Raw genomic sequence first — 26,696 nt, forward strand, 5'->3', positions numbered from 1 at the left:
CGCGCGGGTGAAATTTTTGCGTGGCTTTTCGCCACCCGGGTCCCCACCTTTATACCCCCCCCCCCTTTTCCCCAGCCCCCCACAAAAACACCCCCCCACCCCGCGGGGGGGGCCGGCGCCCCCCCCCCTTCGTTTTCGCAGGCTTCGAAATCAGTCCTTTTCGAAGATGCGTGCCTTGGCGACGACGCCAGCGATTGCGCCGCCGATCAGCGGCGCAACGATGAACAGCCAGAGCTGGCTGAGGGCTGCGCCGCCGGTAAACAGCGCCGGGCCGATCGAACGCGCCGGATTGAGCGAGGTGCCGGTCACCGGGATCATTGCGAAGTGCAGTCCGGCCAGCGTCAGGCCGATGACCAGGCCGGCGAACGCCGTCGAGTGCTTCTCGGCGGTGACGCCAAGGATGACGGTGACGAAGGTGAAGGTGCCGATCAGCTCCCATAGGAAGGCCGAACTCGTCCCCCATTTCGCCACGTCCCAGCCATTGGCGCCGAAACCGGTGGTGTGCCCGCCGGTCTGGCCGGAGACGATGATCCACAGCGCCAGCGAGGCCAGAATGGCGCCGATGATCTGCGCGATCCAGTAAGGAATGACATCCTTGGCCGGCAGCCGGCCGGCAAGGAAGACGCCGAGCGTGACGGCCGGGTTGAGATGTGCGCCTGAGATGGGACCCACCGCGTAAGCCGCCGCAATCAGGCCGATGCCGAACGCCAGGCCGATGGCTTCCTGGCCCAGCGGCAAGTCGGCGAGAAAGCCACCCGTCGCCACCGACGCCGTGCCGATAAACACCAATAGAAATGTCCCTAGAACTTCCGCAAGATACGTTTTCATTGCCCTCTCCTCGTATCGATCCGTCGGTCCGCTTTTCCGCGCCGCGAATCATGGCGCAAAGAGTATTCCCAACGCAAAAGCTTGGAAAGAAGAGCAATTGCGCCACAGATCGTGCTTACGGCGGCCAGTTACCAACATTAGAGACCTTGCATATATTTGAGATTTGTTATCGCCGGCGTGCAGACATTTGCCGGCGGGGAAAATCGTCGGCCGCGAGCGGAAGGCCTCGTCGCCGCGAAATTCAAGCGGGGTTCAATCTCGACGCGAAACGCTCTAAGAGCAGGCCGAAAGATACTGTGCTCGATAGATGGAATGACGAATGCGACTGGGCGGACGGCTGGCGGCAGCCATTGAAGTGCTGGACGACATTGGCCGGCGCCACCGGCCGGTGGCCGATGCGCTGAAAGATTGGGGCCTGTCGCATCGCTTTGCGGGCGGCGGCGACCGCGCGGCGATCGGCAACATCGTCTACGACGCGCTGCGCCACAAACGTTCCGCCGGCTGGCTTTTGGGTGAAGACACGCCCCGCGCCATCGGCTTCGGCGCGCTGCTCATCGAATGGGGCCAGACGCCGCAGTCGCTCAACGATGCGCTCGAGGGCGACAAGTTCGCGCCACCGTTGCTCAGCGCCGCCGAGTTGCAGGCGCTGGCCGAGCGCCGGCCTGAAGACGCGCCGGAGGCAGTGCGGGCGGACGTACCCGACTGGTGCGCGCCGTTGTTCGAACGAGCCTTTGGCGCAGACTGGGTTGCGGAAGGGGCGGCTTTGGCGACCCGCCCGCCGCTCGACATCAGGGTCAACACGCTGCAGTCCGACCGCGCCAAAGTGCTGGCGGAACTCGCCGACACCGGCGCCAAGGCAGCTGCTATTGCGCCGCAAGGCATTCGCATCCCGCCCATCGACGGCGACGGCCGGCACCCCAACGTACAGGCCGAGCCGGCTTTCCAAAAGGGCTGGTTCGAGGTTCAGGACGAGGGTTCGCAGATCGTTGCAACCCTTGCCGGCGCGCAAGCCGGGATGCAGGTGCTCGATTTCTGCGCCGGCGCCGGCGGCAAGACGCTGGCGCTATCTGCGGCGATGGCCAACAAAGGTCAGGTCTTCGTCCATGATGCCGAAAAGGCGCGGCTGGCGCCGATCTTCGACCGCATCCGCCGTTCGGAAAACCGCAACGTCCAGGTTGTCACCAAGCCGGCTGAGCTCAGCCCCCTCGCAGGCCACATGGACATTGTGCTGGTCGATGCGCCCTGCACCGGCAGCGGCACCTGGCGGCGCCGTCCAGACGCCAAATGGCGGCTGACGCAAAGACAGCTCGATGCCCGCAAGGGCGAGCAGTCGGCGATCCTCGATGCGGCGAATGCCTATGTCAAACCGGGCGGCCTGCTGGTCTACATCACCTGTTCGGTGTTCGACGAGGAGAATGGCGAGCAGGTCGCCGCCTTTCGCGAACGGCACAAGGGCTTCGTTCCGGTCGATCATCGCGCGCTCTGGGATGCCAGCTTCCCCGGTCACGCAGCGGCCGCCCGGATCGGCAAGACAAGCGATATCTCGCTGTCGCCGGCTCTGAGCGGCACCGACGGGTTCCATTTCTGTGCGCTGCGTCGGGCGAATTGACGCTGCGATTGACAGGCTGACATAGCGCCAGTTGCAGATGCGCGGCGTCGGCCGCCAGACGGGGTAGAATTCTTGCAAAGATATGTGTCGCTTCTGCTTTTCCTCCTTCTGGTGCTCGGCGGCGGCCTGTTGATCGGCTATGCGACGCTGCCGGGTGAATGGTATGCCTCGCTCGCCAAGCCGCCCTTCAACCCGCCCAACTGGGTCTTCGCGCCGGCCTGGACGCTCCTCTATGTGCTGATCGCCGTGGCCGGCTGGCGGACATGGGAGCGGGAACGAGCAGCCGCCGCGATGAAGATCTGGGCCCTCCAGCTTGTTCTGAACTTCGCGTGGTCGCCGACTTTCTTCGGCGCCAAACAGATGGGGCCGGCACTGGTCGTGATCCTGGCTCTTCTCGCCAGCATTGCGCTGTTCATAGCCACGGTGTGGAACCGCGACCGGGTTTCCGGCTGGCTGTTTGCGCCCTATGCCGCGTGGGTAGCCTTCGCCACCTTGCTCAACGCGTCGCTGCTCCTGTTGAACTGAGTGCTTTGCTGCAGTGCAGCAAAAGCATTTGCGTGGCGTTCAGGCGTCTGCGATAAGCTTTGCAGATAAATCAGGGCGATGGCCATGGCAGCAAAGATCGTACCCGCACCCGATTATGAGGACCGCGTCAGGGCGTCGTTCGCGCGCCAGCAGGCGATGGCGACCATCGGCGCCGAACTGACGCTTGTGACGCCGGGCATCATCGAGATCGAAATGCCCTATTCGGCCGCACTCACGCAGCAGCATGGTTTCCTGCATGCCGGCGTGATTTCGACCGCACTGGACTCGGCTTGCGGCTACGCCGCGTTCTCGCTGATGCCGGAAAATTCCGGCGTGCTGACCATCGAGTTCAAGGTCAATCTCCTGGCGCCCGGCCGGGGCGAACGCTTCCTGTTCCGCGGCTCGGTGACCAAGCCCGGCCGCACCATCATCGTCGCCGACGGCCAGGCCTACGCCTTTGCCGCCGATGGCGAGGCCAAGCTGATCGCGACCATGACCGGCACGATGATGACGGTGGTTGGCCGTGACGGGATAGCAGGCTGATGGCCAAAATTACGCGAATTGGTGGCAAGGACGTCCTCTTCGTCATGGCGGCGCAGGCCGAGTACGGTCCGCATCTGCAAAAACTGTTCACGCCGCTGATGACGGGCGTCGGCCCGGTAGAGGCAGGTGTGCGGCTCGGCGCCGAACTATCATGGCTGAAGTCTGAGAAGACGCTGCCCGATCTCGTCGTCTCGCTCGGCTCCGCCGGCAGCCGCACACTGGAGCAGACGGAAATCTACCAGGCGGTCTCGGTCAGCTATCGCGACATCGACGCTTCGCCGCTAGGCTTCGAAAAAGGCGCGACGCCGTTCCTCGACCTGCCGGTGACCCTCCCGCTATCATTCAGGATTCCGGGCATTAAAGAAGCCAGCCTGTCGACCGGCGGCGCCATCATCACCGGTGCCGCCTATGACGCCATCGCCGCCGACATGGTCGACATGGAAACCTTCGCCTGCCTGCGCGCCTGCCAGTTGTTCGATGTCCCGCTTATCGGCCTGCGCGGCATTTCAGACGGTGCAGCCGATCTGCGCCACGTTGGCGACTGGACCGAATATCTGCATGTCATCGACGAGAAGCTGGCGGATGCGGTCGTGCGCCTCGAACAGGCCATCGGCTCCGGCACGCTACACAAGGAGCAGCCTGGGCAAGAGCCGGCAGCGCTCTGAAAGTCGGGCTACGCACCCCATTGCGCCGACTCGTTTCTTTCTCTAAAGGCTCGCCATGACGACAGCCAATCATCCCGATACAGTCCTGATTGTCGATTTCGGCAGCCAGTTTACGCAGCTCATCGCCCGCCGCATCCGCGAGGCTGGCGTGTTTTCCGAGATCGTGCCGTTCCAATCGGCCGAAGCTGCCTTCAAGCGCATCAATCCGAAAGCCGTGATCCTGTCGGGCGGTCCCGCCTCGACATCGGACATCGGCAGCCCACGCGCGCCCCAGATCGTCTTCGATGCCGGCGTGCCGGTGCTCGGCATCTGCTACGGCCAGATGGCCATGTGCGTGCAGATGGGCGGCGTCGCCGAAAGCTCGAACCATCGCGAATTCGGCCGCGCCTTCGTCGAGATCGAAAAGGACAGCCCGCTGTTCGAAGGCCTGTGGGCGCCCGGCCAGCGTCACCAGGTGTGGATGAGTCATGGCGACCGCGTCATCTCGCTGCCCAAGGGGTTCGAGGTCTTCGGCAAGTCGGAAGGCTCGCCCTTCGCCATTTTCGGCAATGTCGCGCGCAAGATGTACGGCATCATGTTCCACCCGGAAGTTGTGCATACGCCGGATGGCGCCAGGCTGCTGAGAAACTTCGTGCACATCATCGCCGGCATCGAAGGCGACTGGACGATGCGCGCCTATCGTGAGCACGCGGTCGAGACAATTCGCAAGCAGGTCGGCAAGGGCAAGGTGATCTGCGCGCTGTCGGGCGGCGTGGATTCATCGGTCGCTGCCTTGCTGATCCACGAAGCGGTAGGCGACCAGCTGACCTGCATTCTTGTCGACCATGGCCTTATGCGCAAGGACGAGGCCGCCGGCGTGGTGGCGATGTTCCGCCAGCACTACAATCTGCCGCTGATCCTGGTCGACGCGTCGGAAAAATTCATCTCGGCGCTGGAAGGCGAGTCCGACCCCGAGAAGAAGCGCAAGACCATCGGCCGGCTGTTCATCGAAGTGTTCGAGGAAGAGGCCAAGAAACTCGGCGGCGCCGATTTCCTGGCGCAAGGCACGCTCTATCCCGACGTCATCGAGAGCGTCTCCTTCACCGGCGGCCCGTCGGTGACCATCAAGTCGCACCATAATGTCGGCGGCCTGCCGGCGCGCATGAACATGCAGTTGGTCGAGCCGCTGCGCGAACTATTCAAGGACGAGGTGAGGGCACTGGGCAAGGAACTCGGCCTGCCCGAAAGTTTTATTGGCCGCCATCCGTTCCCCGGACCAGGCCTTGCCATCCGCTGCCCCGGCGGTATCACCCGCGAAAAGCTCGAAATCCTGCGCGAGGCCGACGCCATCTATCTCGACGAGATCCGCAAGGCCGGCCTCTACGACGCCATCTGGCAGGCTTTCGCCGTGCTGCTTCCGGTGCAGACCGTCGGTGTGATGGGCGACGGCCGCACCTACGAATTCGTCTGCGCCCTGCGCGCCGTGACGTCCGTCGACGGCATGACCGCCGACTTCTACCACTACGACATGGCTTTCCTCGGCGCGGCGGCCACCCGCATCATCAACGAAGTCCGCGGCATCAACCGCGTCGTCTACGACGTGACGTCAAAGCCGCCAGGCACCATCGAGTGGGAGTGATTCAGGCCCACTCAAACGCCGCCGAAAACACGCCATTGTACGCCACAACCATTTGATAACACGTATAAATCCATTCGGAGACAATCAGCGACAATCGGTGCGGAGATTGGATTTGACGGACCGGCTGACGGACCTTCCGCAAATTGCTAGCTCAGATTTTTCGAAGTACCGTCAGATCCAATGAGGCTCTGACGGTGTTTTTTGATGCCTTAAGGCACTGGAGATAAAACGAATGTTCTGCCGAAGAGCCTCGAAATTGTACTGACGGTACTTTTCAGGAGGTACCGGGGAATGCTGACGGACGTCGCCCTTAAAGCCCTGAACCAAAAGAGAAATCTACAAGATTGCGGACCGTGACGGCATGTATGTTCGCGTCATGCCTAGTGGCGCGATCTCCTTTCGGCTGGATTACAGGCTCAACGGAGGCCGCGAGACGGTCTATCTTGGCAGGTATGGACGGGACGGAATCTCGCTTGCCTCAGCCGGGAGAAGTGTCTCGACGCGAAGCGCGCTATTGGCGAGTGACGGTCGCCGGCGATAGAAAAGCAGCGCGACAAGCGCCGAGTTGTCACCCCGGTCTCCGGCCGACTTCAGCGCCGAAATGGCTACCAAACCAAAGCGATGCCCGGGCCTTCAAGGCCTCTTCTTATTCCGGCCAAGCCGGCCCGGAGCGCCGCATTCACTCACATCCCTTGAACCTGAGTGCAGAGTTGCCGCATCGAAGCCATTTGAGCAGCCGAGTTCGCGCCCGAACCCGTGCTGGTGCTGGCGGTCGTATCGCCAGCTGTATTCGAGGATCCCGACGTGCCGGTGGTTGTACCCGAACCAGTGCTGTTGCTGGCCGTGGTGTTACTGCCGGTCGAACCAGAGCTGCCTGAAGTGCCGGTGGCTGTGCCAGAGCCGGTGCCGATACTCGCCGTTGTATCACTGCCGGTCGAAGCCGAGCTACCTGACGTGCCGGTCATTGTGCCAGAGCCAGTGCCGTTACTGGCCGTCATCCTCGAGCAGTCGGAGCGAACCTGTGCCTGCTGTTCAGAGCTCAGGGACGACCAGTTCTTGCGGATCTCATCCTGCGACAGAAGTCTTCCCGAATTGGCGTCGCTGAAGAATGAGCCGGAGAGCTTGCTGTCCCAGCCGCTCGGGATACCGCTTTGGCCGGAGCCGGACGTAGAGCTCATACTGGACCCGGCCGATGAGCCGGACGTTCCGTTCGTGCCGCTGGATGTTCCCGACGACTGCGCCAAGGCCGCGGTGGCGAGACAGAGAGAGATCGCTGTAGCTGTCAAAATCTTACGTTTCATGTGAGTCTCCTTTGGGGTTCGACGCCGTTGCGGCGTCGAATCCTAATCCCGAGGAAAGGCACTTGTTCCTGTAAAGAGTGGAATTCGATGTCATGATCCTTGTGCACCAGCCTTGGCCTCGAATGCGATGCCGGAGCGCTTCAACGACGACTGACGCCTCAGGCGAGAGCTGTCCGCTACTGGGTGTTAGAGGCGATATGCGGAACGCTTCCCGAATAGTTGGGTGCCACCATCGGGTAATTGCGAGGCAGGTTCCATTTGGTTCGGTAATCGTCCGGATTCATGCCCAGTCGGCCAAGGTGCGAACTGCGTCGGGTCTCGGTTAGAGACAGGAGGGTGGCCTTTGCCGCGGCGTATAGCTCGACATGCGGAGCTCGTCTCGACCGCGCACACTCAATATATTTTACGATGACGCCCCCAGATGTCATATGAGCGAATGCCTTTCCGGCGAAATAAATTGCTCCCAGCAGGTCGACGCTCAGCACCTTCAGCCAGCCCGCTCTAGTGAATGCCTCAATGGTTAAAGATTATCAGGCCGGCGCGTTGTTGACGATTATCACCAACCTGCCGAACGCGTGAGCGCAAGTCGACAGCACCGTGATAGCGGCCTCCCCGGCGCGCCCCTTGTCGAACCGATGCGCGCCTTCTCGACCTTGCCTCAACCCACGTCGGCTCACCCGTGCACCTTCGGTGCCCAACCGCATGGCGATGGCCAGTCCAATGCCGCTTGCAGCACCGGTTACAATGCAGTCTTGTTATCCAGGCGCATCGGGTTCGACCGCTTTCTGGGGAGCAGCAAGTGGTTCAGTCCAGCCTTCAGCGACCCGATCCACGCTCAGCAGGCTGCGCGCATAATCCTGTTGCGCGCGAACAATGGCATCGTCTTGCTGTGAGGGAAGAAAGACCGGCAAAGCAAGGCAGACACTTTGTGTGGCCAACAGCTTGTTCCAGTTCGCGATCAGCGCCTTGAAAGCGCGCCCCACCGCCCTCGGATTTCGGTCGAGGTCATAGAGGCCGAGCGGATTGATCCGTCCGTTGTTCTCCCGAAGCGCACTGTCCCAGTCCACCTGATCCGTCAGCGAGTACCAGGTGAAGCCTACGATGGGGATGCCATCGTTGCGGATCCGCAGCACGTTGGCCCACTCTTTCCACAGCCAATAGACGGCCTCGTCTCCATTGGGGCCTTCGCTGATGTTGGTCTCCGTATGCATTACGGGAAGCCGGTAGCGGTTGAAGTACTGCCGCGTGATCTCGTCATAGCCAAACACCTCGCCGGACCCGGACGTCGTTCCGTCTGCCCAAACCCGATGTTCGTTGGTCTGGTAATAGTCGGTGCCCATCACGCAATGCCTGCGCAGATGGCTCTCCAGGAAGAAACTGTATTCTTCGGCCGTCATCCCGTTTTCGAGAAGATAGCGATAGGTGTGCGCGTCGACGTCATGACCGTAGTTGAGATCAAGCGACAGGAAACGCTCGCTGTTGAACCGTTCCGCTCTGCCGACCGCCTCGGGAGAATCGGCGTGGAAGTATTCCGAGGATTCGCTCTGTATGAAGATGGCGTCCGGCCGCACCTCGAGGATCGCCCGCATGGCAAGCACGTTCGCCTTCACGATGTGCTTGAGGGCGGTGACGAAAGCAGTGTCGCTACTCAGTTGTTCGTTCCACCATCCCCAGCGAGCCGAAAAGGTGGCGCAGATGAACATCTCATTTATTGGGGTGAAGAGCTGGATCCACGGATAGCGCATCGCGAAATCCCTGGCGTAGTGCTCGAATAGTGTCGGAAAGTCCGGGGTTTGGAAGTTGCCAACCCAGTCCGGCACGCCAAAATGGCAAAGGTCGACGATCGGAAGAATGTCTTTCGCCTTCAGGTCCGCGAAGGTCTCATCGGCGAATGCCCAATCATAACGTCCATCACCCAGCCACGTTTTGTGGATGGGAGGTCCGTAGCGGAGGAAATGCACCCCGAGATCCTGGACCAGTTCGAAGTCGGTGCGCCATCGTTCGTAGAAGCGGCATTTTTCCATTTCGTCGACGCGCTCCCGGCCTTGTCGAATGGTGGGGGTGCTGTTCTCGATGCCGGGGGCAAACATGAACGTGAACATTGATGGTCCTTAGCCAAGGCGGAGATGCCCGCGCTTGGTCAAACGTTCAGTGCTCGACGCAGTTCCTGCAAGACTGCTTGTCAAGTTCGGTAGGCGCCTGACAACCACGTGCCTGAAATTGGCGGAATTCTATCCCACGGTTCAAGCGAGCAGCTTGCGCCGAACATGGTCGGACTATGCTGGACGGAGATGTCGGCTTCGGGCCAGACCAGTTGGCGTCAAACGCGCCTTTGCAAGTGAAAGCGGTATGGTAGCTATCCACGTTTGCGAACTGCAAGCGGACGTTCCGCTGCCGGCCCCATTTGAGCCATTCGCTGGGAGGCAGACCCGCGGTACATCACCAATATTCGAAGCCAATAGTTAGTCTCGTTCATCGTCCTTTGGTTCGACAGACCCATACGAGAGAATACGAGAGATATGGACCGGCGAACCATCCGCTGTATTGATCTCCTGTAGAAAACAGTGACCCTCAGAGACTAACATGATCGTTATTTGTCAATGCGCTACGAAGCTGTTCGCCCAATTGATTCAAGAAGCTGATCCAGCCACTCCCTGACCGCATTTATCTTCTGCCGAACGGCAGCAACGCGCCTGAATCCTGCCTCCGGATCAATGTTCGCGTGCGCAAAAACGGCCGCTCGCGAACATACATTGACAGGTCCAGTTCCGAATAATAAGTTCGGTCATAGAACGAATTAACCGGAGTTCAATGTGACTGACCTGCCGCGCATATCCCGTCAGTTCTCACAGCGCTCCGTGATGGAAGCGATCGTCCAGGGCGGGCCGATCTCCCGCGCCTCGATCGCCAAGCTCACGGGCCTGTCGAAGCAGACCATCTCCGAAATCATGCGCGGGCTCGAGCAGGAGGGCTGGGTCCAGGAAACCGGCCGCACCAGCGGCCATGTCGGGCGCACCGCCGTCACCTACGAACTGGTCCACGACGCAGCCTATATCATCGCCGTCGACCTTGGCGGTACCAAGGTGCGGGTCGCGCTGACCGACCTTGCCTGCCAGATCTTTGCCGAAGCCGCCACACCGACCGATCCGCGCGGCGGCCAGTTCGTCGTCGATCAGATTGCAGCGCTGGCCTTCGATGCCGCGGCCAGACAGCACGTCGCGCGCAAGAAGATACGCCTGGCCGTCATCGGCGCGCCTGGCGCTCCTGACCCGGCCACCGGCCGCATTCTAATGGCGCCGAACATTGCCGGCTTCGACACAATGAATGTGCTGGATGCCTTCGAAGAAGCGCTCGGCGTCGCGGTGATGATCGAGAACGACGTCAATCTCGCGGTGCTTGGCGAGAACTGGCTCGGCCAAGGCCAGGGCATCGACAATCTCGCCTACATCGCGCTCGGCACCGGCATCGGCAGCGGGCTGATGCTGGGCGGCCATCTGGTGCGGGGTGCTGGGCACGCCGCCGGCGAGATCGGTTTTATGCCGATCGGCGCCGATCCCTTCGCCGAGGAATCACTGCGCACCGGCGCATTCGAACGCGCGGTGGCCACCCACGCCATGACCGATCGCTACCACGCCCTCACCGGCAGGCAGGTCTCGGTGCCGGCAATTTTCGAGAATGCCGCGCTTGGCGACAAAGACGCGCTCACCGTGCTCGACGAAACTGCCCGCCATCTGGCGCAAGGCGTTGCGGCAATCGCGGCGATCGCCAATCCAGAAAAGTTTATCCTCGGCGGCTCGATTGGGTTGCGGCCCGAAATCCTGTCCAGGGTGCAGGCGCTTCTGCCGCTATGCTTCCCCTATCCGGTCAGGGTCGAGGCGAGCGAACTCGGCGCACGCGCAGCCCTCATCGGCGCGGCGGCAATCGGCCTTGGCCAATTGCACAACACGCTGTTCGGCGTCGACGCGCCTGATGGCCGGATTTCGCTGCCGCCTGCCCAGGCCGCCGCGCTGAAGGAGGCCGCGATATGACTCACGATATTACCGCCCGCCTGCAGGCAGCGCTCGACCGTGACGACGCACTAACGCTGTTTCGCCGCGCCATCGGCCGAGAGAGCATCACCGGCAACGAAGCCAACTTCGTCGACTTCCTCGAGGCCAGGATGCGCGACCTTGACCTCAGCGGCCTGACCAGGACGGAATTCCTTCCTGGGCGGCCCAACATCTGGGGCGAGCGCAAGGGGGCCGATCAGGGAAAGCGCCTGCTGTTCATCGGCCATACCGACACCGTCCACGTCGACGGCTGGCGCGAGCATTGGGCAGGCACCGAGCGTGAGGATCCGTTCGCCGCCCCGATCATTGATGGTGCTGTCTGGGGCCGCGGCTCAGGCGACCTCAAGGCCGGCATCACCGCTTCGCTTGCTGCACTCGCGCTGCTCGAAAAGGCCGGCATTCGCCTCAAGGGGGACGTCGCCTTCGCTTTCGTCGGCGACGAGGAGAGCGGCCAGCCCGGCACCGGCATTTCCGCCGGGATCAAGCACTTCGTCGGGTGCATCGAGGCCGGCGAGATCACAGCACCCGATTTCACCGTCTATGTCGAGCCGACCCGCCTGGCCGTCTATGCGGCGCAGATCGGCTTCTTCATCACCGATATCTCGATTACCGGCAAATCCGCCTATTTCGGTGTGCCAGAACTCGGCAAGGATGCGCTCCGTGCAAGCCATGCCGCGATGACGGCGCTTTGGAAGCATTCGGATGAGGTCGCCGCGCGCGCCGAGCACAAACTGGTCGGGCGCGGCTTCCTGCTTATCACCGGGCTTGCCTGCGGCGGCTACATTGCCGTTCCCGAGCGCTGCACGCTCTCGCTGATCCGCAAGCTGTTGCCTGGCGAGGACCTCGACACCGCCGCTGCCGAGATCGAGGCTGCCGTGCGCGGCGCGATCGCCGATCCGGATATTTCGGTAGAGTTCGCCTACCCCGCCGGCCGCGACCACAGGCTGGGCGGCACCGCTGCCGAGATCGGCGAAACGCGGGCGGAAGTCGCCATGCTGTCCGACGCGATGGCTGGCGCAATGAGCGGACGCGGCGTCATCGAGGGCGCACCGTTCTGGTCGGAGTCCCCCTTCATCATCAATCAGCTCGGTATTCCTGCCGTCTATTGCGCGCCCGGCGACATCAGGAATTGCCACACATTCGAGGAGCACGTCGATGTCGAGGAATATTTCGCCGGCATAGTCGGCTTCGCCGCCTTCATGGCCCGCTATTGCGGCGTGGCCGACTGAACCACCAACGAAGCAAAATGGGAGAACTGACATGCCGATGAAGACACTGATCGCCGCCGCCTTTGCCGGCGGATTGATGCTTGCCGCCAACCCAGCTTTCGCACAGACGGTCGGCCCGCAGGGCGAGAGCGCCACGCCGAGCGCCGACGTGATCCTAAGCGATGCCGACATCGCCGCGCTCAAGGACAAGGGCTACAAGGCTGCCTTGCTCTGGCACACCTCGTCCGATTTCACCAATGCGGTAACCGCCGGCGCCACCGACGAATTCGCCCGCGCCGGCATCACCATTGCGGTCAAAACGGATGCCCAGTTCGACTCCGCCCGCCAGCGCAGCGACATCGAGACGGCGTTGGCCGCCAAGCCCAACGTCATCTTGGCGCTGCCGCTCGACCCGGTCACCTCGGCAGAAGCCTTCCGCCAGGCGGTCAAGGACGGCACCAAGTTGGTGTTCCTGTCGAACTTGCCCAAGGGCTACAAGCAGGGCACCGATTACGCTTCGATCGTGACTGACGATCTATTCCAGATGGGCAAGCAGGCTGCGGACGCGATGGCCAAGGCGATCGGCGGCAAGGGCAAGGTCGGCTACATTTTCCACGACGCTGCCTACTACGTCACCAACCAGCGCGACCAAGCCTTCAAGACCACCATCGAGAAGGTGTATCCCGACATCAAGATCGTCGCCGAACAGGGCATATCCGACCCGGCCCGCGCCGAGGAACTGGCCAACGCGATGCTTTTGCAGCATCCCGATCTCGACGGCATCTACGTGACCTGGGCCGAGCCGGCCGACGGCGTGCTGTCGGCGCTACGCGGCGCCGGCAACGCCAGGACCAAGATCGTCACGCTCGACCTCGCCGAGCCGGTCGCGCTCGACATGGTCAAGGGCGGCAATGTCGCAGCCCTCGTCGCCGACAAGGCCTATGAACTCGGCCGCGCCATGGCTGCTTCCGGCATGAAGTCGCTGCTTGGCCAGCCGACACCGGCCTTCGTCGTCGCCCCGGCCCTGACCGTCACCAAGGAGAATGTCGCGCAGGGCTGGAAGGACTCGCTCAACCGCGACGCGCCGCAGCCGGTGCTCGACGCGGCGAAGTAAGGCTCTCGCTCCGGCGCGGCCCGCCGCACCGGAGCTTTCTTCGACACAACAAAAAGGGAACCGGGACATGCGCAAAGCATCTGTAATCATAACGACAGTGGCGAGCCTGCTAGCCATGCACGCCTTCGCCGCCGAAGGCGTCACCACAGGACCGAATGGTGAAAAGCCGGTGCCGGCGAGCAGTCTTACGCTGACGCCAGCCGAAGAGCAGCAGATCAAGGACGGCAAGTTCACCGCCGCCCTCGTCTGGCACGAGATGAGCGAATACACCAACGCCGTCAACGCCGGCGCCCATGACGAATTCAAGCGCCTCGGCATCGAGGTGGTGGCGCAGACCGATGCCGGTTTCGACGCCGCGCGACAGAAGGCCGATATCGAGACGGTGATGGCCAAAAAGCCGTCGATCATCCTGTCGCTTCCCGTCGATCCGGCGACCGCAGCTTCGGTCTACGATCCGGCACGCCAGGCCGGCGTCAAGCTCGGCTTCGTTGACAATTCCCCGGCCGGCTACAAGCAGGGCAGGGACTATGTCACCATCGTCTCCGACGATCTCTTTCAGATGGGCAACAAGGCCGGCATCGCCATGGCCGAGGCGCTCGGCAAGAAAGGCAAGATCGGCTACATCTTCCACGATGCCGACTTCTACGTCACCAACCAGCGCGACCAGGCCTTCAAGAAGACCATCGAGCAGGACTATCCCGATATGAAGATCGAGGCCGAGGCCGGCATGGCCGACCCGGCGCGCAGCGAAGACATCGCCCAGGCGATGATCACCCAGCATCCGGACCTGGACGGCATCTATGTCACCTGGGCCGAACCGGCGCTGAGCGTGCTTTCGGCATTGCGCGGTGCTGGCAACACGCACACCAAGATTGTCACGCTCGACCTCAACGAGCCTGCCGCGCTCGACATGGTTAAGGGCGGCAACATCGCGGCCCTCGTGGCCGACGAGGCCTACAGCATTGGCGTGACGCTGGCGCGCGCCTCGGCAGGTTCTCTGGTCGGCAAGAAGGCCGAACCATTCTATGCCGTAGATTCCATCGCCGTCACCAAGGACACGGTGAAGGACGGTTGGAAGAAGTCCCTCAACAGGGACGTACCGGCGGCTATCGCGGACGCGGTGAAATAGGCTCGAGGCGAAGCGCTCACCACCGGAGGATAAAATGTCCAGTGCCAACACCAGCGCCGGTAGCAGCTTCGCCAGCCGCTTCAATCTGCAGCAATATGTCGTCTACCTCGGTTTCCTGGCGATCTTCCTGTTCTTCGCCATTGTGCTGAGGGACAGCGGCTTCCTCACCGTGCGGAACTTATCGAACATCGTGTTGCAGACGACGCCGGTGACGATCATGGCCATCGGCCTGGTCTTCGTCATGTCGGCCGGCGAAATAGATTTGTCGATCGGCTCGATCGTGGCGGTGGCGGCCCTTGCAGCCGCCGTCACCATCAACGCGTACGGCATGCCGGCAGGGATAGTCGCCGGCCTCGGCGCCGGCCTGCTGATCGGCGTCATCAACGGCGTGCTGGTGGCGTATGTCAGGCTGCCCTCCTTCCTGGTGACGCTGGCGACGCTCGGCCTGTTCGCCGGCGTTTCGCGTTCCATGACAGACCTTCGCTCGATCTCGGTGACCAACGAAGCGTTCACCGGCTTCTTCGGTTCCGGCTCGCTGCTCGGTGTCCCCTCACTCGTCTGGTGGTCGGTGATTGCCGTGGCCATCGGCCACCTGGTGTTCCGCGAGACCCGTTTCGGCGCGCATGTGCTGGCGACCGGCGACAATGCCCGCGCCGCAAGCGTATCGGGCATCAGCGTGCCCAGGATCAGGCTCGCCGTGCTGACCATCAGCGGCGGGCTCGCCGGTCTTGCCGGCTTGCTCTATGCCGGTCGCCTGCAGGCGGCGAAATATACTCTCGGGGAAACCGACCTGATGACGGTCATCGCCGCCGTCATCGTCGGCGGCACGCTGCTCAATGGCGGCAAGGGCTCCGTGGTCGGCGCGCTGGTCGGCTCGTTGATGATGGGCATGCTCAACAACGGCCTGATCCTGATGGGCCTGTCGGTCTCCGACCAGATGATCGTGCGCGGCCTCATCATCCTGACCGCAGTCGCCGTGTCGCTGCGCGAAAAGAACCGCTGAAGGAAGCCATCCATGTTTCTCGACATTTTGCGCCGCCGCAACCCCGCCTTTATCGAATCAGCTATCCGGTTGCACCAGCAAGGTAAGCTGCCGGCCAATGCTTATGTGCTCGATCTCGACACGGTTGAGGCCAATGCGCGGGTTCTCAAGAGCGAGGCCAACCGCAACGGCCTGAAGATCTTCGCCATGACCAAGCAGGTCGGCCGCTCCTCGTCGTTCTGCCGGGCTGTGATGCGCGGCGGCATTGACCGCGCGGTCGCCGTCGACATCGCTTGCGCCCGCGCCACCCACAAGGCAGGCATGAAGCTTGGCCATCTCGGCCATCTCCAGCAGGTCGCAAAATTCGAAGCGGCGGCTGCGGCGAAAACCTTCAAGCCGGACTACTGGACCGTGTTCAATGATACCAAGGCTGGGGAAGCGGCAACAGGCGCCAAGGCGGCCGGCTATGTGCAGCATCTGCTGGCCCGCATCGCCGCCGAAGGCGATATCTTCTATCGCGGCCATGAAGGCGGTTTCAATGCCGCCGACATTATCGATGTCGCCGACCGGCTGGATGCCGTCGAAGGCGGCCGTTTCGCCGGCATCACCACTTTCCCTGCTCTGCTGTTCGACCATGCTTCGCGGAAAGTGCTGCCGACCCCCAATCTGGCGACGCTCGCGAAAGCTGCGGAAGCGTTGGCCAAGGCAGGCCGCAAGGACATTGAGATCAACGCGCCGGGCACCACGTCGAGTGTCATGCTGGCGGCACTCGCCGAGGCTGGCGCGACGCAGTGCGAGCCCGGCAATGGACTGCATGGCACCACCGCGCTGCATGTCATGGAAGATTTGCCGGAGCTGCCGGCGGTGCTCTATCTCACCGAGGTCTCGCATCTCTCCGGCGGCAAGGCCTATTGCCTTGGCGGCGGCTTCTACATCGATCCGATCTTCCCCGACTACGACGTCAAGGCGATCGTCTCGGCTGAACCGACGACGGCAGGCTCGGCACTGCGCAGCGTCGAGGTGCCGCCGCCCTCTGCGATCGACTATTACGCCATGATCGATGCCGCCGGCGCGAACGCGCCGAAGCCTGGCGACAGCGCCGTGTTCGGCTTCCGTGGCCAGGCCTTCGTCACCCGCGCCCATATTGTCGGCGTGTCGGGCATTTCGACGGACAATCCGAAAGTGGAAACCATCGAGAACGGCTTCGGTGAACCCTATGCCTGGCCAGTCTAGGAGAAACACATGACGGTGAGCGCGCCCATCCTTCAGCTGCACGACATTCGCAAGAATTTCGGCGGCATCACCGCGATCGAGAGTTTTTCGCTCGAGGTTTTCCCGGGCGAGATCGTTGCACTCGTCGGCGACAACGGCGCCGGAAAGTCGACGCTGGTCAAGATCGTCTCGGGCGTCCACCCGCCCTCGTCCGGCACCATCGTCATCGAAGGAAAACCGGTGACGATGTCGAATGCCACCATGGGGCGCGCGCACGGCATCGAGGTCGTCTACCAGGACCTGGCGCTGGCCGACCAGCAGACGGTCTACATGAACATGTTCCTCGGCCGCGAGCCGCTGAACCGCCTCGGTCTGCTCGACCGCCGCCGCATGATCGACGAGACCGAGAAACTGGTGAAGGAACTGGACGTGCGCATCCCCTCCGCGCACGCCACCATCCGCGATCTCTCCGGCGGCCAGCGCCAGGGCGTTGCGATCGCGCGCGCCACGCATTGGGCAAGCAAACTGATCCTGCTGGATGAGCCGACGGCGGCTCTGGGCGTTGCCGAAACCGCCCGGGTGGAGGCTATCGTCCAGTCTCTGAAGCAGCGCAATGTCGGCATCCTGATCATCAGCCACAGCCTCGACCAGGTCTTCAAGCTCTCCGACCGCATCTGTGTTTTAAGGCGTGGCAAGCAGATTGGAATTCGCGAGACCGCGAAGACCGATAAGAACGAGATCATTGCCATGATAACTGGCCTGCAGCAGCAATAGCAGGAACCTCTCTGAGAGCCCCCGCCCGAGATCCGGATGTTGTCGGCGATCACGCGATCGATCAGCTTGTGCCGCCTGGTGATCGCCATCGGCCCGTCCTGGTCGTAGCTGCCTTGCCACTCCGGATGCGGCGCCAGCAGCGCTGGCACATACATCGTGTCGGCCGAAATCATGCGCTGTTCCTTGCCGGAGTTTGCGAGGTAGACCGAGTGGCCGGGCGTGTGGCCGGCGCAGCGATGATCTGGAAGCCGGGCGCGACTTCGGCGCCGTCATGGATGCTGCTGGAGCTGCTGCGTCTGGTGAAGTTGCCTGCATCGCCTGAATTTCTCCAGGCGTATCCGCACCAGCTTTCTGGCGGCCAACAGCAGCGCGTTGGCATCGCTATCCCAGTCTCGATTTGATAGGACCTATGCAATGTATGGCGGCGCCGACATCACCGTGCCGCTCGGCGGAGTCAAGCTGTCCGGTTTCGGTCGCGACAAGTCGCTGCATGCGCTGGACAGATACACCGTCCCAAAACAGCCTGGATTTCTCTCGGCTGACCGTTTCTCGCTAAGCGCTGCCGAGGATGAAATCGGCGCAGCGGTCGGCGATCATGATCACCGGCGCGTTGGTGTTGCCGCTGATGAGACGCGGGCATGATCGAGGCGTCGCAGATGCGTAGGCGCGGCACGCCGCGCACGCGCAATTGCGGGTCGACCACCGCCTGGTCATCGCTGCCCATCCGGCAGGTGCCGCAGGGGTGATAGACCGTCTTGGCGTGTTCGAGGATGTGGTCTGTTATGGACTGATCGGAAAGGTCGGCGGCCCCGCCCGGCGACAGCTCGTCGGCGATCACCGCCTGCAGGCCGGCTGACGCAGGATGGTGCGGGCGATCTTCATGCCGGCGAGCAGCAGGGCAACACGCAAGATGCGACGGCAGGCTTTCCCTACGAAACCCGCTTCGAGGATCTGGAATATCTCACCACCGGTCGCACCGATCTGGTTTCGGTTCTTACCAACAATGCCTACCTCCATTCCCATTCCTCATTCTTTTGTCTTCCTGCTTGTCCTGGCGGCGGTGATGTTGGTCGTTCTGCACCGTACCGCCTTCGGACTATACCTCTACGCCGTCGGCAAAAATGAAGAGGCCGCGCGGTTTTCGGGAATCCGTACCGGCCGGGTGATCATCTGCGCCTATGTGATCTGCGCCGGGCTGACGGCGCTGTCATCCATCTTTCTCGCAATGTACACACGCTCGATCCTGCCAAGCTCGCACGGCAATTTCTACGAGCTCTACGCGATCGCCGCCGCCGTCCTTGGAGGGTTCTCGTGCGGGGCGGGGAAGGGTCAATCATTGGTGTGGTGCTTGGAACGATCTTGCTGCAGGTGCTTCAGAACCTTGGCAATCTTCTAGGCATTCCCTCCTCACTCAACTTTGCCGTGAGTGGATCGGTGATCCAGATCGGGGTACTGGCCGACCAGGAATACACAGAGTTTCGAAAGCGCCGCGAATTGATGCGGGGCCGGCTCGCAACCGCCGAGGGTAGGCTGTGATGCCCGAGCCGGTGAAATAGGTTGTTCACGGCAGTTGCGATCGCCGACCGGTTGGCTGCTTGCGCCCGGGGGGCAGCCGAAGGCCGGGATCTAAAACGCCGCAATATTGCCTCTCGAGCGGCTCCTGCTTCGAAGGCAGTCGCCGCAATGTCGATGCAGTCGGCTCATGATGTGCCGAGTTTCGATCTCGCATGGCGATGTAACTTATGCGATCAGCCCGTACTGCCGTGCCTTGTTGCGCAAGAACGGCAGACCGTTGCCCATTACAACCGCTTCACTCTCGGCCACCGGACGCCACACGCTGAGGCCAAACGCCAGACGCGGATCCATGTTGATGAAGCTCTCCATCGCGAGCCCGCCCTTGAAGCGGATCGCGGCCAGCGTTGCGAACGTCTCATCCCAATTGCAATTGCCCTCGCCTGGGGTGCCGCGATCAGACTCGGAGAGGTGGATATATTTGAGGTAATCGCGGGCGACGATAATACCGTTGCCCATACCTTTCTCCTCTATGTTCATGTGATAGGTATCAAGGTGCACGAACATATTGTCGGCGCCGACTCTCTCGATTAGTGCCACCGCCTGAGCCGCGGTGTTGATGATGTGGTTCTCGTAGCGGTTCACGGCTTCAACACCGAGTTCGATGCCGCGAGACTTGGCTTGCGCGGCGGCGGACGTCATCACTTTCGCAATGTTATCAAGTTCGTCCTGCGTAGGTGGCACGCCAGTACGCTCGCCGATGCCGCCATAGATTACGCCGCATAGCGCCTGGGCTCCGATGTCGGCCGTCTTGTCGATAGCCACCTTGAGAAAGTCAATCGCCTCCTGTGGGTGGCGCGATGCCCACGCATATTCGGGCAACCCTAGCGAGCACACCGCCTGCATGCCATTTGCCGCCAGCAGCTTGCGGGTGTGATCGGCATCGCAAGAAAATGGATCGGCCAGCGAAATTTCAATGAAATCGAGATCGTATTTTTTCACCGCCGCTACAGTGTGCTCGGCGCCCTCTACGGACCAACCACTCGTCCACATGCTCGTATGAACGCCAAAACCCTTCATCGTGTTATCCTCATGAAATTGAGCTGCCCGGCAGCCCACCGCAAGATCATGACGCCGATCAGCATGATGCCCCAAATGGCTGTGGCCAGGTGCTGGCTGGCGCCCAAGAGATTCAGTCCCGAAGAAAGCAACTGCAAAACGATGAGGGCTAGGAAGACCGAAACGACCTTGCCGAAGCCGCCAAACGGATTCACCCCGCCCAAGAAGCAGGCAAGCACCGTAATCAGCACATAGGACTCGCCATGGCCGACACGGACGGAATTGAATCGTGCCATCATGATAATGCCGGCCAACGCACACATGGCGCCAGACAGCGCGTAGATCAGAATGATCACGCGTCGCGTCGAGATGCCGGAATAGCGCGTCGCCTCGATGTTGGAGCCGACCATATAGTTTGAAAAGCCAAGCCTGGTTCGGGTCATCAAGACATGCCAGACGATGACTGCGCCGAGCAGTATCAGCAGCGGGACAGGAATGCCGACGATGCTGCCGTGACCCAGGGGCTGGATGAATTCGGGAAAGCCCGAAATATCGGCGCCGCGGGTCAGAAACTCGCCAAGGCCGCGCAGGAAAATCATCACCGAGAGCGAAACGAGGATGGGGTGCGCGCCGGTATAGGCTATCACCGGGCCCATGACCAAGCCGCTTGCCGTGCCAACGCCGACCGCAAGAACGGAACCGAGTAGAAAGGCATAGATGCTTGCGTCCGGTCCTCCGTTGGCCTGAAGAACCCAGGCGAGCGTGAGGCCACAGAGATTGGCCGTGAACGTCACGGCGAGATTGATGCCGCCCGAGATGATCGGCATCAACATCGCGAGCGTAAGCAGTCCAAGTTCAGGCAACTGGAAGGCCACCGATTCAAAGGTAGCTTTGGACAGGAATCGCGGCGAGAGAGATCCGAAGAATGCAATCACCAAAATCAATGCCAGCAAAAGTCCGATATTCTCGGCGCCCAACGTGCCGGCAAGACGGCGCAAGAATCCGTGCCGTAGCGCTCCAGTTTCGAGCACGCGCTGCGTCATGTACCCATCCTCTGCCGCAAGCCCGCGAGGATATGCCCGAGCGGCGCGTTGGACAGCGTGATGGCAATCAAGATGATCGCCCCGACGATCATCTTGAAAGCATAGGGAGAGATGCCGAGGAGGTTCAGCCCGTTTTGCGTCACCGACACAAGAAACACGCCAAGGATGCAACCGAGCACGGTGCCGCGCCCGCCACCCAGCCTGGCACCGCCAAGGACAACAGCTGCCAGCACGTCCAGCTCGCGCCCCACCAATGCGTTGGGCACGACTTCCTGGGAATAGTGCACCTGCACAAGTCCCGCGATCCCGGCCATCAAACCAAGCCAGCCGAAGGCAATGAAGTGCATCGCCGCGATGTTGATACCGAGGCGACGGGCGCCCTCCGGGTTATCGCCAAAAGCGTATAGCTGCCGTCCCGTGGTGGTATACCGGATAAGCCCCCAGGTGGCGGCGACGCAGACCGCCATGATCGCAACCGGCAGTGTTAGCTCGGCCCAATTGCCATTCGCCTGTTGGAACTCGAAAAGCACAGTGCGATGCGTCCACCATGCAGGCAGATTGTAGATCGATACACCGTGCGTGAAGAACATCAGCAGGCCGAAAAAAATATTGAAGGTGGCGATGGTGACAACGATTGAAATGATCTGGAAATAGTAGATGAGGCCGGCGTTCACCGCACCCAGGGCGATCCCGACAATTGCCGCCAAGGTGAGGCCGATGAACCAATCACCACCTCCCATTTGGGCTAGAGCCAGCGCCACAACATATTGAACCACTGACGCGGCCACAGCGAAGGAGATGTCGATGCCCCCAGCGATCAACACCACCAGCAGCCCAACCGCGAAGATCAGATTTGTCGAGCTTGTGTTGAGCAGATTGAAGAGATTGGCAATGGTGAAGAATTTGTCGCTCGCAACGGAGAGACCTGCGCTCATGATGAGAAGAACCACAACGAGCCATGTCTCGGTGGGATGAGCCCGGAAGAGCTTGCCGCGGTTACGCATAGACGGCAGCTTCCAGGTCGCCGAGCGGGATGGCGTGCGGATCGTATTCGGCGACTATCTTGCCCGCAGCCATATGAAGGATACGATCGGCGTTGAAATAGACCTCCGGCACTTCATCGGATATCAGCAGAATCGCCAGGCCTTTGGCAGCGAGCTTGGCGACAATCTCGAAGATGCCGGCCCGCGCGCCAACGTCCACCCCCACGGTTGGCGAATCAAGAATGATCAGTTTCAGGCCGACCGCCAGCCATTTGGCGATGGCCACCCTTTGCTGGTTGCCGCCCGAGAGCGTGGAAATCGCATCGGTCTGCCGCCCGACTTTTATCGCCAATTCCTCGATCCAATGATTGACGAGCGCGTCCTTCTTCTCCGAGGAGATCAGCCCTCGATCAAGGATCTTGTCGAGCACCGGGATAACGGCGTTGTCGGCGATGGACTGAGCTTGTATGAGACCAAGGGACAAGCGGTCTTCGGAGAGATATCCAATACCCGCGCGGATTGCGTCGCGGTTGGAGTTCAGATGAAGAACCGTCCCGTTGAGTGCGATGCTGCCGCGGTCTGGGCGCAGCATGCCGAAAATAGAAAGCGCGAGTTCTGTGCGACCGGCGCCGAGTAGCCCGGTCAGGCCAAGCGTTTCACCTCGCCGTATTGTCAGCGAAACGTCGTCATAGTCGCCTGCGCGGGTCAATCGATCGATGTTCAACACGACGGGTGATCCACTAAGGTTTCTCGTGCTCACGGTTTGGTCGAACGTCTTGCCGGTCATCAGTTCGGTGAGGCGTGATTGGGTCATTCCGGCGGTCGGGAACACCCCAACGACCTTACCGTCGCGCAGAACGGTGACGCGACTTGAGATCTCCAGAACTTCCGCAAGGCGATGGCTGACGAAGACGATGGCCATGCCTTCATTCGAGAGTGTTCGAACGATCGAGAGCAACCGGTCTGTTTCCGATTGAGTAAGCGACGATGTGGGCTCGTCCATGAAAATAACCTTCGCATCGCCGGCGAGCGCCCGGGCGATGGCGACGATCTGACGTTGGGCGATTGCAAAGCTACGCAGAGGCGCGTCGACATCGAGGTCGGCGCCAAGCCGCGCCAACAGCCCTCGCGCCACCTCGCGAATGCGCGAATGATCGACGAGCCGAGGCATGTTGCCGAGGACAGTTCTGATCCCGATATTTTCCGCGACTGTCATTTCAGGAAACAGTGCGAGGTCCTGCCAGATGACTTCCACCCCGGCGCTGCGCGCCGCAGCCGGCGACATGATGTCGATAGACTTTCCGGCGATCGACATGTTTGCGCCGCCTAGCGGCTGACAAACGCCGGTGATTACCTTGATCAGGGTGCTCTTGCCGCTGCCGTTCTCACCGGCGATGCATTGCACTTCGCCCGGGAGAACCTCGAAGGCGACATCCTGGAGGGCTCTAACGCCACCAAATGTGACGCTTATGTTGCTAAACGACAGAACCGATGGGAGGTTCTGCGTCGTAGACGCGACGAGGTTCACGGCGGGCCCTTCTGAAATGACAAGGATGGGGCGTGCCGGGATTGATTTGCCACCCCGGCACGCCAGCCATGGTCCGCCATCTAAAGCCCTAGGGCTGCAAGACCATCGACCGTTTCGACCGTGATAGGCTGCACGGCGTCCACGATGATGGTGCCGGTTTTGAAGTCAGGGTGAACGACACCCAGACCTTCGATCGTCATGCCGTCGGTGATTTCACCGCCGCCCGCCAGAAAATCAGCCATCGTTACGAATACTTTGCCCGCTTCCAGAGGATTCCACATATAGCCGCCGTCAATAATGCCGGATTTGAGCATTGCGCTGCCTTGGCTAGGCGAGAATGAACCGACAAGAACCACCTTGTCACCAAGCTTCTGCTCCTCGATCGCGCGTCCGGCGCCGATCGGTCCCTGACTGCCGAACGTCAGGAAGCCGCCGAGGTCAGGATTGGCGGCAAGCACATCCAGAGCCGTCTTTCGGCTGTCATCGGCGCTCTCGGCGACGCCATATCTGTCGCCAACCATCTGCATGTCGGGAAAGTTCTTCTTCAGGTAGGCGATTGCAGCATCGGCCCAGGCATTGTGTGCGGGCACAGTAAGAGAACCTACGTACACAACGTACTTGCCTTTGCCGCCCATTTTCTCGGCAAATAGCTTGGCATGGGCCTCACCGAAACCAACGGCCGAGACCATTTCGAAGTCCCAATCAGCGTTCACCTGGTCTGGCGATTCATGGGTTATGACCTTGATGCCCGTGTCGCGCGCCTTTTTTAGAACCGGCTCGAGAACGTTTGCATCATTCGGCACGACGCCAATTACGCTGACGCCCTGAGCTATCAGGTCTTCGATCGCGCGGACCTGAAGTGCCGGGTCGGCGCTGGTCGGCCCGACCATGAAGCCGTCGTCGCCAAGCTCTTTCGACTTTTCCTTTATTCCCGTTTCCATGGCATTGAACCAGGGAATGCCGCCGATCTTCACGACAACTCCAACCTTGACGTCCTTTGCCAGCGCAGCATTCATTGTGGCAACCGAAAGGGCTGCGCCGAACGCTGCCGCGAGTATAGTTTTTGCTAACATTTAATTCCTCCCTGATTGACGAGTTTTTCAGTTGCCTATTGCCCATGTCGGCTTTGTTTGGCCCACCCCTTTGTGCCCGACGGCATTGACGCACTCGGCGCCGCATTCCTCCCAGAACGCGCCATAAAAGACTTTGAATGCCGGCCGGTCAAGGTGCTAAATAGATTTAGCAAGGCGGTCACGCCACCAGCGTCTAAAAACATTTCTCGATTGATGTAAACGATCCGCCCTTCGCACTCAGGCTGCACCCGTAGAACGACATGCGATCGCCCGCGAGCCTTGGGTGGAGGCGGTGCTACCCAGATCCGAGGTGCTGATGAACGGAGTTGAACTTCTGCAACGATGTCTCGTGACAAAGAATTGCTAGTGGTCGATGCTCGATTTGGATGCCGAATCCCAATCTTCTTGGGCGCCGTCATGCTCTCCGGTTCGCCCAAAGCTGGTCGGTACGGTCACCAGCGGAAAGTGGTCTATCGAATAATTCTCCAGAAGCGAAAATCCTTCAGCAATCATCACCTCGACATTCTGTCGGACCATGGTCACATCGAAGGGCAAATGCGCCGCGAATGGATCCCAGTCGAAGCTTCCGACAACAACCCGTCCAAGCTCACTTGAGGCTAGCCTCGAAGTGAACCGCAATGTTCCTTCAAGAGCGGTCACGCCGTTGACGAACATACCTGAGGGCAGATGCCCAAGCTGAGCGTATCGTGCAGCGAGAGACCGAGCAGCGTTGGTCGGTGCGTATCCGCAGCAGTCAATCGTGCCCGGGCCCGTAACAATCCCATGCGCTGCCAGCGCATCGTGAAAACCCAGCAAACGGCTACGTGTTGCGTCATCATCGCTGACCCCGCCAAAGAAGAAGAGATCTTCGGTGGAGCCCCCTCGTTCTTTCAATTTCTGAACGATGATCTCTGTGAGCGCCTTGGCGCCCCCGTAGTTGTCAGAAACAACTGAGGGAGCCCGGCGGCCTGGCAGATCGATGTTGATGCACCGGACGCCCGCTGCCCGGCACAGATCATTCAGCGGATCGGGGTCACGAACGCCCGCAAGGAAGAGAAATTCCACCTGCTGGGCCAGCAGGGTTTCCGTCACACTCAACTCGTTATCAGGATTGCGATGGGTGCTGACGACGATCGGGCACAAGCGGTGGACGCGGGATTCCGCTTCAAAGGCTTCGGCCAATCCGGCGAAGAAGCGATTGCGGTAATGTGGCAAGATCATTCCAGCGAGCCCGGATCGGGAAAGCCGCAATCCTCGTGCCTTGAGGTTGACAGCATAGCCAAGCCGCTCAGCCCAATCGAGGATGGTCGCTGCGGTTTCCGCCTTGATCCGGTGCTGTTGCCACGAGCCATTGAGGACGAGACTAACCGCTGTCGGGGACAACTTTGCCGCCACCGCGATGTCATAAATCGTTGACTTGCGTCGGACAGACTTTCTCGCCATTCGTGACGCTCCTACTAGCAGATGCAGTAGACGCTAGTGCGGGGTCAAGGCAACATCTCTAAATTGCGTCAAACGGTTTGGAGGAGCGACCCCACGGAAGGACGCGGCCTCTCGTGCCTCCGGTCCGGTCTCCCTGATTGTCTCGATCGTTGCAATGACAGCGCCAGGGAAATCGGCAGATTTGGGATTTTCCGTGAAGCTTCGTTCAGCGTCACTGGAGACACCAACCCCAGTGTTTCGGCTTTGGTCTCCCCGATGATCAATCACCTTGCAAAGGTCGACGAGAAGTTTCGATCAGTTTGGAGCCCACCGTTGGCGATGGTCGGGCGCACGCGTCACGATCGAGTCCTCCGTTTCAATAGCGGGAAGATGAAAGTTTTGGGTTTCTGAGTCTCTATCTGGCCCCAAAAAGGGTGCTGCCGGATGCGCCTTCGTCTCCGGGCGTTGTTTGCGTACTTGGCCGAGGTGCCCTTGCTTGGCAAGTTCCTTCCGCGACAA

At 61.1% G+C, this 26,696-nt stretch carries 23 protein-coding genes and 5 pseudogenes; 17 read left to right on the plus strand and 11 right to left on the minus strand.

What is annotated here, in order from left to right; genetic code table 11:
• Positions 1-150 precede the first annotated feature (150 nt).
• The gene (locus NKH38_RS14215) at positions 151-828 is read right to left on the minus strand and encodes an MIP family channel protein (protein ID WP_023681822.1); all 678 of its coding nucleotides are present in this window, start codon (positions 826-828) and stop codon (positions 151-153) included.
• A gap of 319 nt (positions 829-1,147) precedes the next feature.
• On the opposite strand from NKH38_RS14215, the gene NKH38_RS14220 reads away from it, so the two are divergent.
• The 7 genes and pseudogenes from NKH38_RS14220 to NKH38_RS14250 all read left to right on the plus strand — a co-directional run bounded on the left by NKH38_RS14220 (position 1,148) and on the right by NKH38_RS14250 (position 7,093).
• Positions 1,148-2,437, plus strand: coding sequence for an RsmB/NOP family class I SAM-dependent RNA methyltransferase (locus tag NKH38_RS14220; protein WP_352763157.1), 1,290 nt, complete (start codon positions 1,148-1,150; stop codon positions 2,435-2,437).
• Positions 2,438-2,509: 72 nt separating this feature from the next.
• On the plus strand, positions 2,510-2,962 hold the full coding sequence (locus NKH38_RS14225; RefSeq protein WP_023704461.1) for a TspO/MBR family protein: 453 nt from the start codon (positions 2,510-2,512) through the stop codon (positions 2,960-2,962).
• Positions 2,963-3,046: 84 nt separating this feature from the next.
• Positions 3,047-3,505: a PaaI family thioesterase gene (locus NKH38_RS14230; RefSeq protein ID WP_023686843.1), complete on the plus strand. Its 459-nt coding sequence runs from the start codon at positions 3,047-3,049 to the stop codon at positions 3,503-3,505.
• Positions 3,505-4,170, plus strand: a complete 666-nt coding sequence (locus tag NKH38_RS14235) for a 5'-methylthioadenosine/S-adenosylhomocysteine nucleosidase (protein WP_031204112.1) — start codon at positions 3,505-3,507, stop codon at positions 4,168-4,170. The genes NKH38_RS14230 and NKH38_RS14235 overlap by 1 nt, the downstream gene beginning before the upstream one ends.
• Positions 4,171-4,225: 55 nt before the next feature.
• Complete coding sequence (guaA, locus tag NKH38_RS14240; RefSeq protein ID WP_352497997.1) at positions 4,226-5,788, plus strand: glutamine-hydrolyzing GMP synthase; 1,563 nt, start codon at positions 4,226-4,228, stop codon at positions 5,786-5,788.
• Between the two features lie 291 nt (positions 5,789-6,079).
• Positions 6,080-6,310 (plus strand): annotated as a pseudogene (locus NKH38_RS14245) (Arm DNA-binding domain-containing protein); the annotation flags it as partial.
• A 234-nt stretch (positions 6,311-6,544) separates the two neighbouring features.
• Positions 6,545-7,093 (plus strand): hypothetical protein, encoded by a 549-nt coding sequence (locus NKH38_RS14250; protein ID WP_023667727.1) that lies wholly within the window; start codon positions 6,545-6,547, stop codon positions 7,091-7,093.
• Positions 7,094-7,265: 172 nt separating this feature from the next.
• Here NKH38_RS14250 and NKH38_RS33340 read toward each other — a convergent pair whose 3' ends face one another.
• Both NKH38_RS33340 and NKH38_RS14265 read right to left on the minus strand, forming a co-directional pair.
• On the minus strand, positions 7,266-7,607 hold the full coding sequence (locus tag NKH38_RS33340; protein WP_502896635.1) for an SDR family oxidoreductase: 342 nt from the start codon (positions 7,605-7,607) through the stop codon (positions 7,266-7,268).
• A gap of 237 nt (positions 7,608-7,844) precedes the next feature.
• Positions 7,845-9,191, minus strand: a complete 1,347-nt coding sequence (locus tag NKH38_RS14265) for a family 1 glycosylhydrolase (protein ID WP_352763150.1) — start codon at positions 9,189-9,191, stop codon at positions 7,845-7,847.
• Between the two features lie 711 nt (positions 9,192-9,902).
• Between NKH38_RS14265 and NKH38_RS14270 the strand changes: the two genes are divergently transcribed.
• From NKH38_RS14270 to NKH38_RS14300, 7 genes are all read left to right on the plus strand, one after another.
• On the plus strand, positions 9,903-11,117 hold the full coding sequence (locus NKH38_RS14270; RefSeq protein ID WP_023732327.1) for an ROK family transcriptional regulator: 1,215 nt from the start codon (positions 9,903-9,905) through the stop codon (positions 11,115-11,117).
• Positions 11,114-12,367, plus strand: coding sequence for a M20 family metallopeptidase (locus NKH38_RS14275; RefSeq protein ID WP_352763145.1), 1,254 nt, complete (start codon positions 11,114-11,116; stop codon positions 12,365-12,367). The genes NKH38_RS14270 and NKH38_RS14275 overlap by 4 nt, the downstream gene beginning before the upstream one ends.
• Positions 12,368-12,398: 31 nt before the next feature.
• The gene (locus tag NKH38_RS14280; protein WP_023667731.1) at positions 12,399-13,460 is read left to right on the plus strand and encodes a substrate-binding domain-containing protein; all 1,062 of its coding nucleotides are present in this window, start codon (positions 12,399-12,401) and stop codon (positions 13,458-13,460) included.
• A gap of 67 nt (positions 13,461-13,527) precedes the next feature.
• Positions 13,528-14,589, plus strand: coding sequence for a substrate-binding domain-containing protein (locus tag NKH38_RS14285; protein ID WP_023729114.1), 1,062 nt, complete (start codon positions 13,528-13,530; stop codon positions 14,587-14,589).
• A 34-nt stretch (positions 14,590-14,623) separates the two neighbouring features.
• On the plus strand, positions 14,624-15,592 hold the full coding sequence (locus NKH38_RS14290) for an ABC transporter permease (RefSeq protein WP_023686847.1): 969 nt from the start codon (positions 14,624-14,626) through the stop codon (positions 15,590-15,592).
• A 12-nt stretch (positions 15,593-15,604) separates the two neighbouring features.
• Positions 15,605-16,804 carry an alanine racemase gene (locus NKH38_RS14295; RefSeq protein WP_352763141.1) on the plus strand — a complete coding sequence of 400 codons (1,200 nt, stop codon included), beginning with the start codon at positions 15,605-15,607 and terminating at the stop codon, positions 16,802-16,804.
• Between the two features lie 9 nt (positions 16,805-16,813).
• Entirely contained in the window at positions 16,814-17,557 is a 744-nt protein-coding gene (locus tag NKH38_RS14300) for an ATP-binding cassette domain-containing protein (RefSeq protein ID WP_023686849.1), read from the plus strand.
• 23 nt (positions 17,558-17,580) lie between these two features.
• Here NKH38_RS14300 and NKH38_RS14305 read toward each other — a convergent pair.
• Positions 17,581-17,834 (minus strand): annotated as a pseudogene (locus NKH38_RS14305) (MBL fold metallo-hydrolase); the annotation flags it as partial.
• Here NKH38_RS14305 and NKH38_RS14310 point away from each other — a divergent pair.
• Both NKH38_RS14310 and NKH38_RS33345 read left to right on the plus strand, forming a co-directional pair.
• On the plus strand, positions 17,794-17,958 hold the full coding sequence (locus tag NKH38_RS14310) for a hypothetical protein (RefSeq protein ID WP_023715648.1): 165 nt from the start codon (positions 17,794-17,796) through the stop codon (positions 17,956-17,958). The pseudogene NKH38_RS14305 and the gene NKH38_RS14310 overlap by 41 nt on opposite strands.
• A 16-nt stretch (positions 17,959-17,974) precedes the next feature.
• Positions 17,975-18,099: pseudogene (locus NKH38_RS33345) on the plus strand (aldehyde dehydrogenase family protein); the annotation flags it as partial.
• Between the two features lie 143 nt (positions 18,100-18,242).
• On the opposite strand, the pseudogene NKH38_RS33350 reads toward NKH38_RS33345, so the two are convergent.
• Positions 18,243-18,395 (minus strand): annotated as a pseudogene (locus tag NKH38_RS33350) (GMC oxidoreductase); the annotation flags it as partial.
• Positions 18,396-18,433: 38 nt separating this feature from the next.
• On the opposite strand from NKH38_RS33350, the pseudogene NKH38_RS14320 reads away from it, so the two are divergent.
• Positions 18,434-19,093 (plus strand): annotated as a pseudogene (locus tag NKH38_RS14320) (ABC transporter permease); the annotation flags it as partial.
• A gap of 204 nt (positions 19,094-19,297) precedes the next feature.
• Here NKH38_RS14320 and NKH38_RS14325 read toward each other — a convergent pair.
• The 6 genes from NKH38_RS14325 to NKH38_RS14350 all read right to left on the minus strand — a co-directional run bounded on the left by NKH38_RS14325 (position 19,298) and on the right by NKH38_RS14350 (position 26,198).
• Positions 19,298-20,149 (minus strand): sugar phosphate isomerase/epimerase family protein, encoded by an 852-nt coding sequence (locus tag NKH38_RS14325; protein WP_023667739.1) that lies wholly within the window; start codon positions 20,147-20,149, stop codon positions 19,298-19,300.
• Complete coding sequence (locus tag NKH38_RS14330) at positions 20,146-21,171, minus strand: ABC transporter permease (RefSeq protein WP_023667740.1); 1,026 nt, start codon at positions 21,169-21,171, stop codon at positions 20,146-20,148. Before NKH38_RS14330 ends, NKH38_RS14325 begins: the two co-directional genes overlap by 4 nt.
• Positions 21,168-22,175 carry an ABC transporter permease gene (locus NKH38_RS14335; protein ID WP_023667741.1) on the minus strand — a complete coding sequence of 336 codons (1,008 nt, stop codon included), beginning with the start codon at positions 22,173-22,175 and terminating at the stop codon, positions 21,168-21,170. The genes NKH38_RS14330 and NKH38_RS14335 overlap by 4 nt, the downstream gene beginning before the upstream one ends.
• Positions 22,168-23,682, minus strand: a complete 1,515-nt coding sequence (locus tag NKH38_RS14340) for a sugar ABC transporter ATP-binding protein (protein ID WP_352763137.1) — start codon at positions 23,680-23,682, stop codon at positions 22,168-22,170. Before NKH38_RS14340 ends, NKH38_RS14335 begins: the two co-directional genes overlap by 8 nt.
• Before the next feature lie 80 nt (positions 23,683-23,762).
• Positions 23,763-24,755 carry a substrate-binding domain-containing protein gene (locus tag NKH38_RS14345; RefSeq protein ID WP_023704355.1) on the minus strand — a complete coding sequence of 331 codons (993 nt, stop codon included), beginning with the start codon at positions 24,753-24,755 and terminating at the stop codon, positions 23,763-23,765.
• A 363-nt stretch (positions 24,756-25,118) separates the two neighbouring features.
• Positions 25,119-26,198 carry a LacI family DNA-binding transcriptional regulator gene (locus NKH38_RS14350; RefSeq protein WP_352763133.1) on the minus strand — a complete coding sequence of 360 codons (1,080 nt, stop codon included), beginning with the start codon at positions 26,196-26,198 and terminating at the stop codon, positions 25,119-25,121.
• Between the last annotated feature and the right edge of the window lie 498 nt (positions 26,199-26,696).

Origin of the sequence: Mesorhizobium sp. M1078 (assembly GCF_040318615.1) — a bacterium.
Classification (GTDB): domain Bacteria; phylum Pseudomonadota; class Alphaproteobacteria; order Rhizobiales; family Rhizobiaceae; genus Mesorhizobium.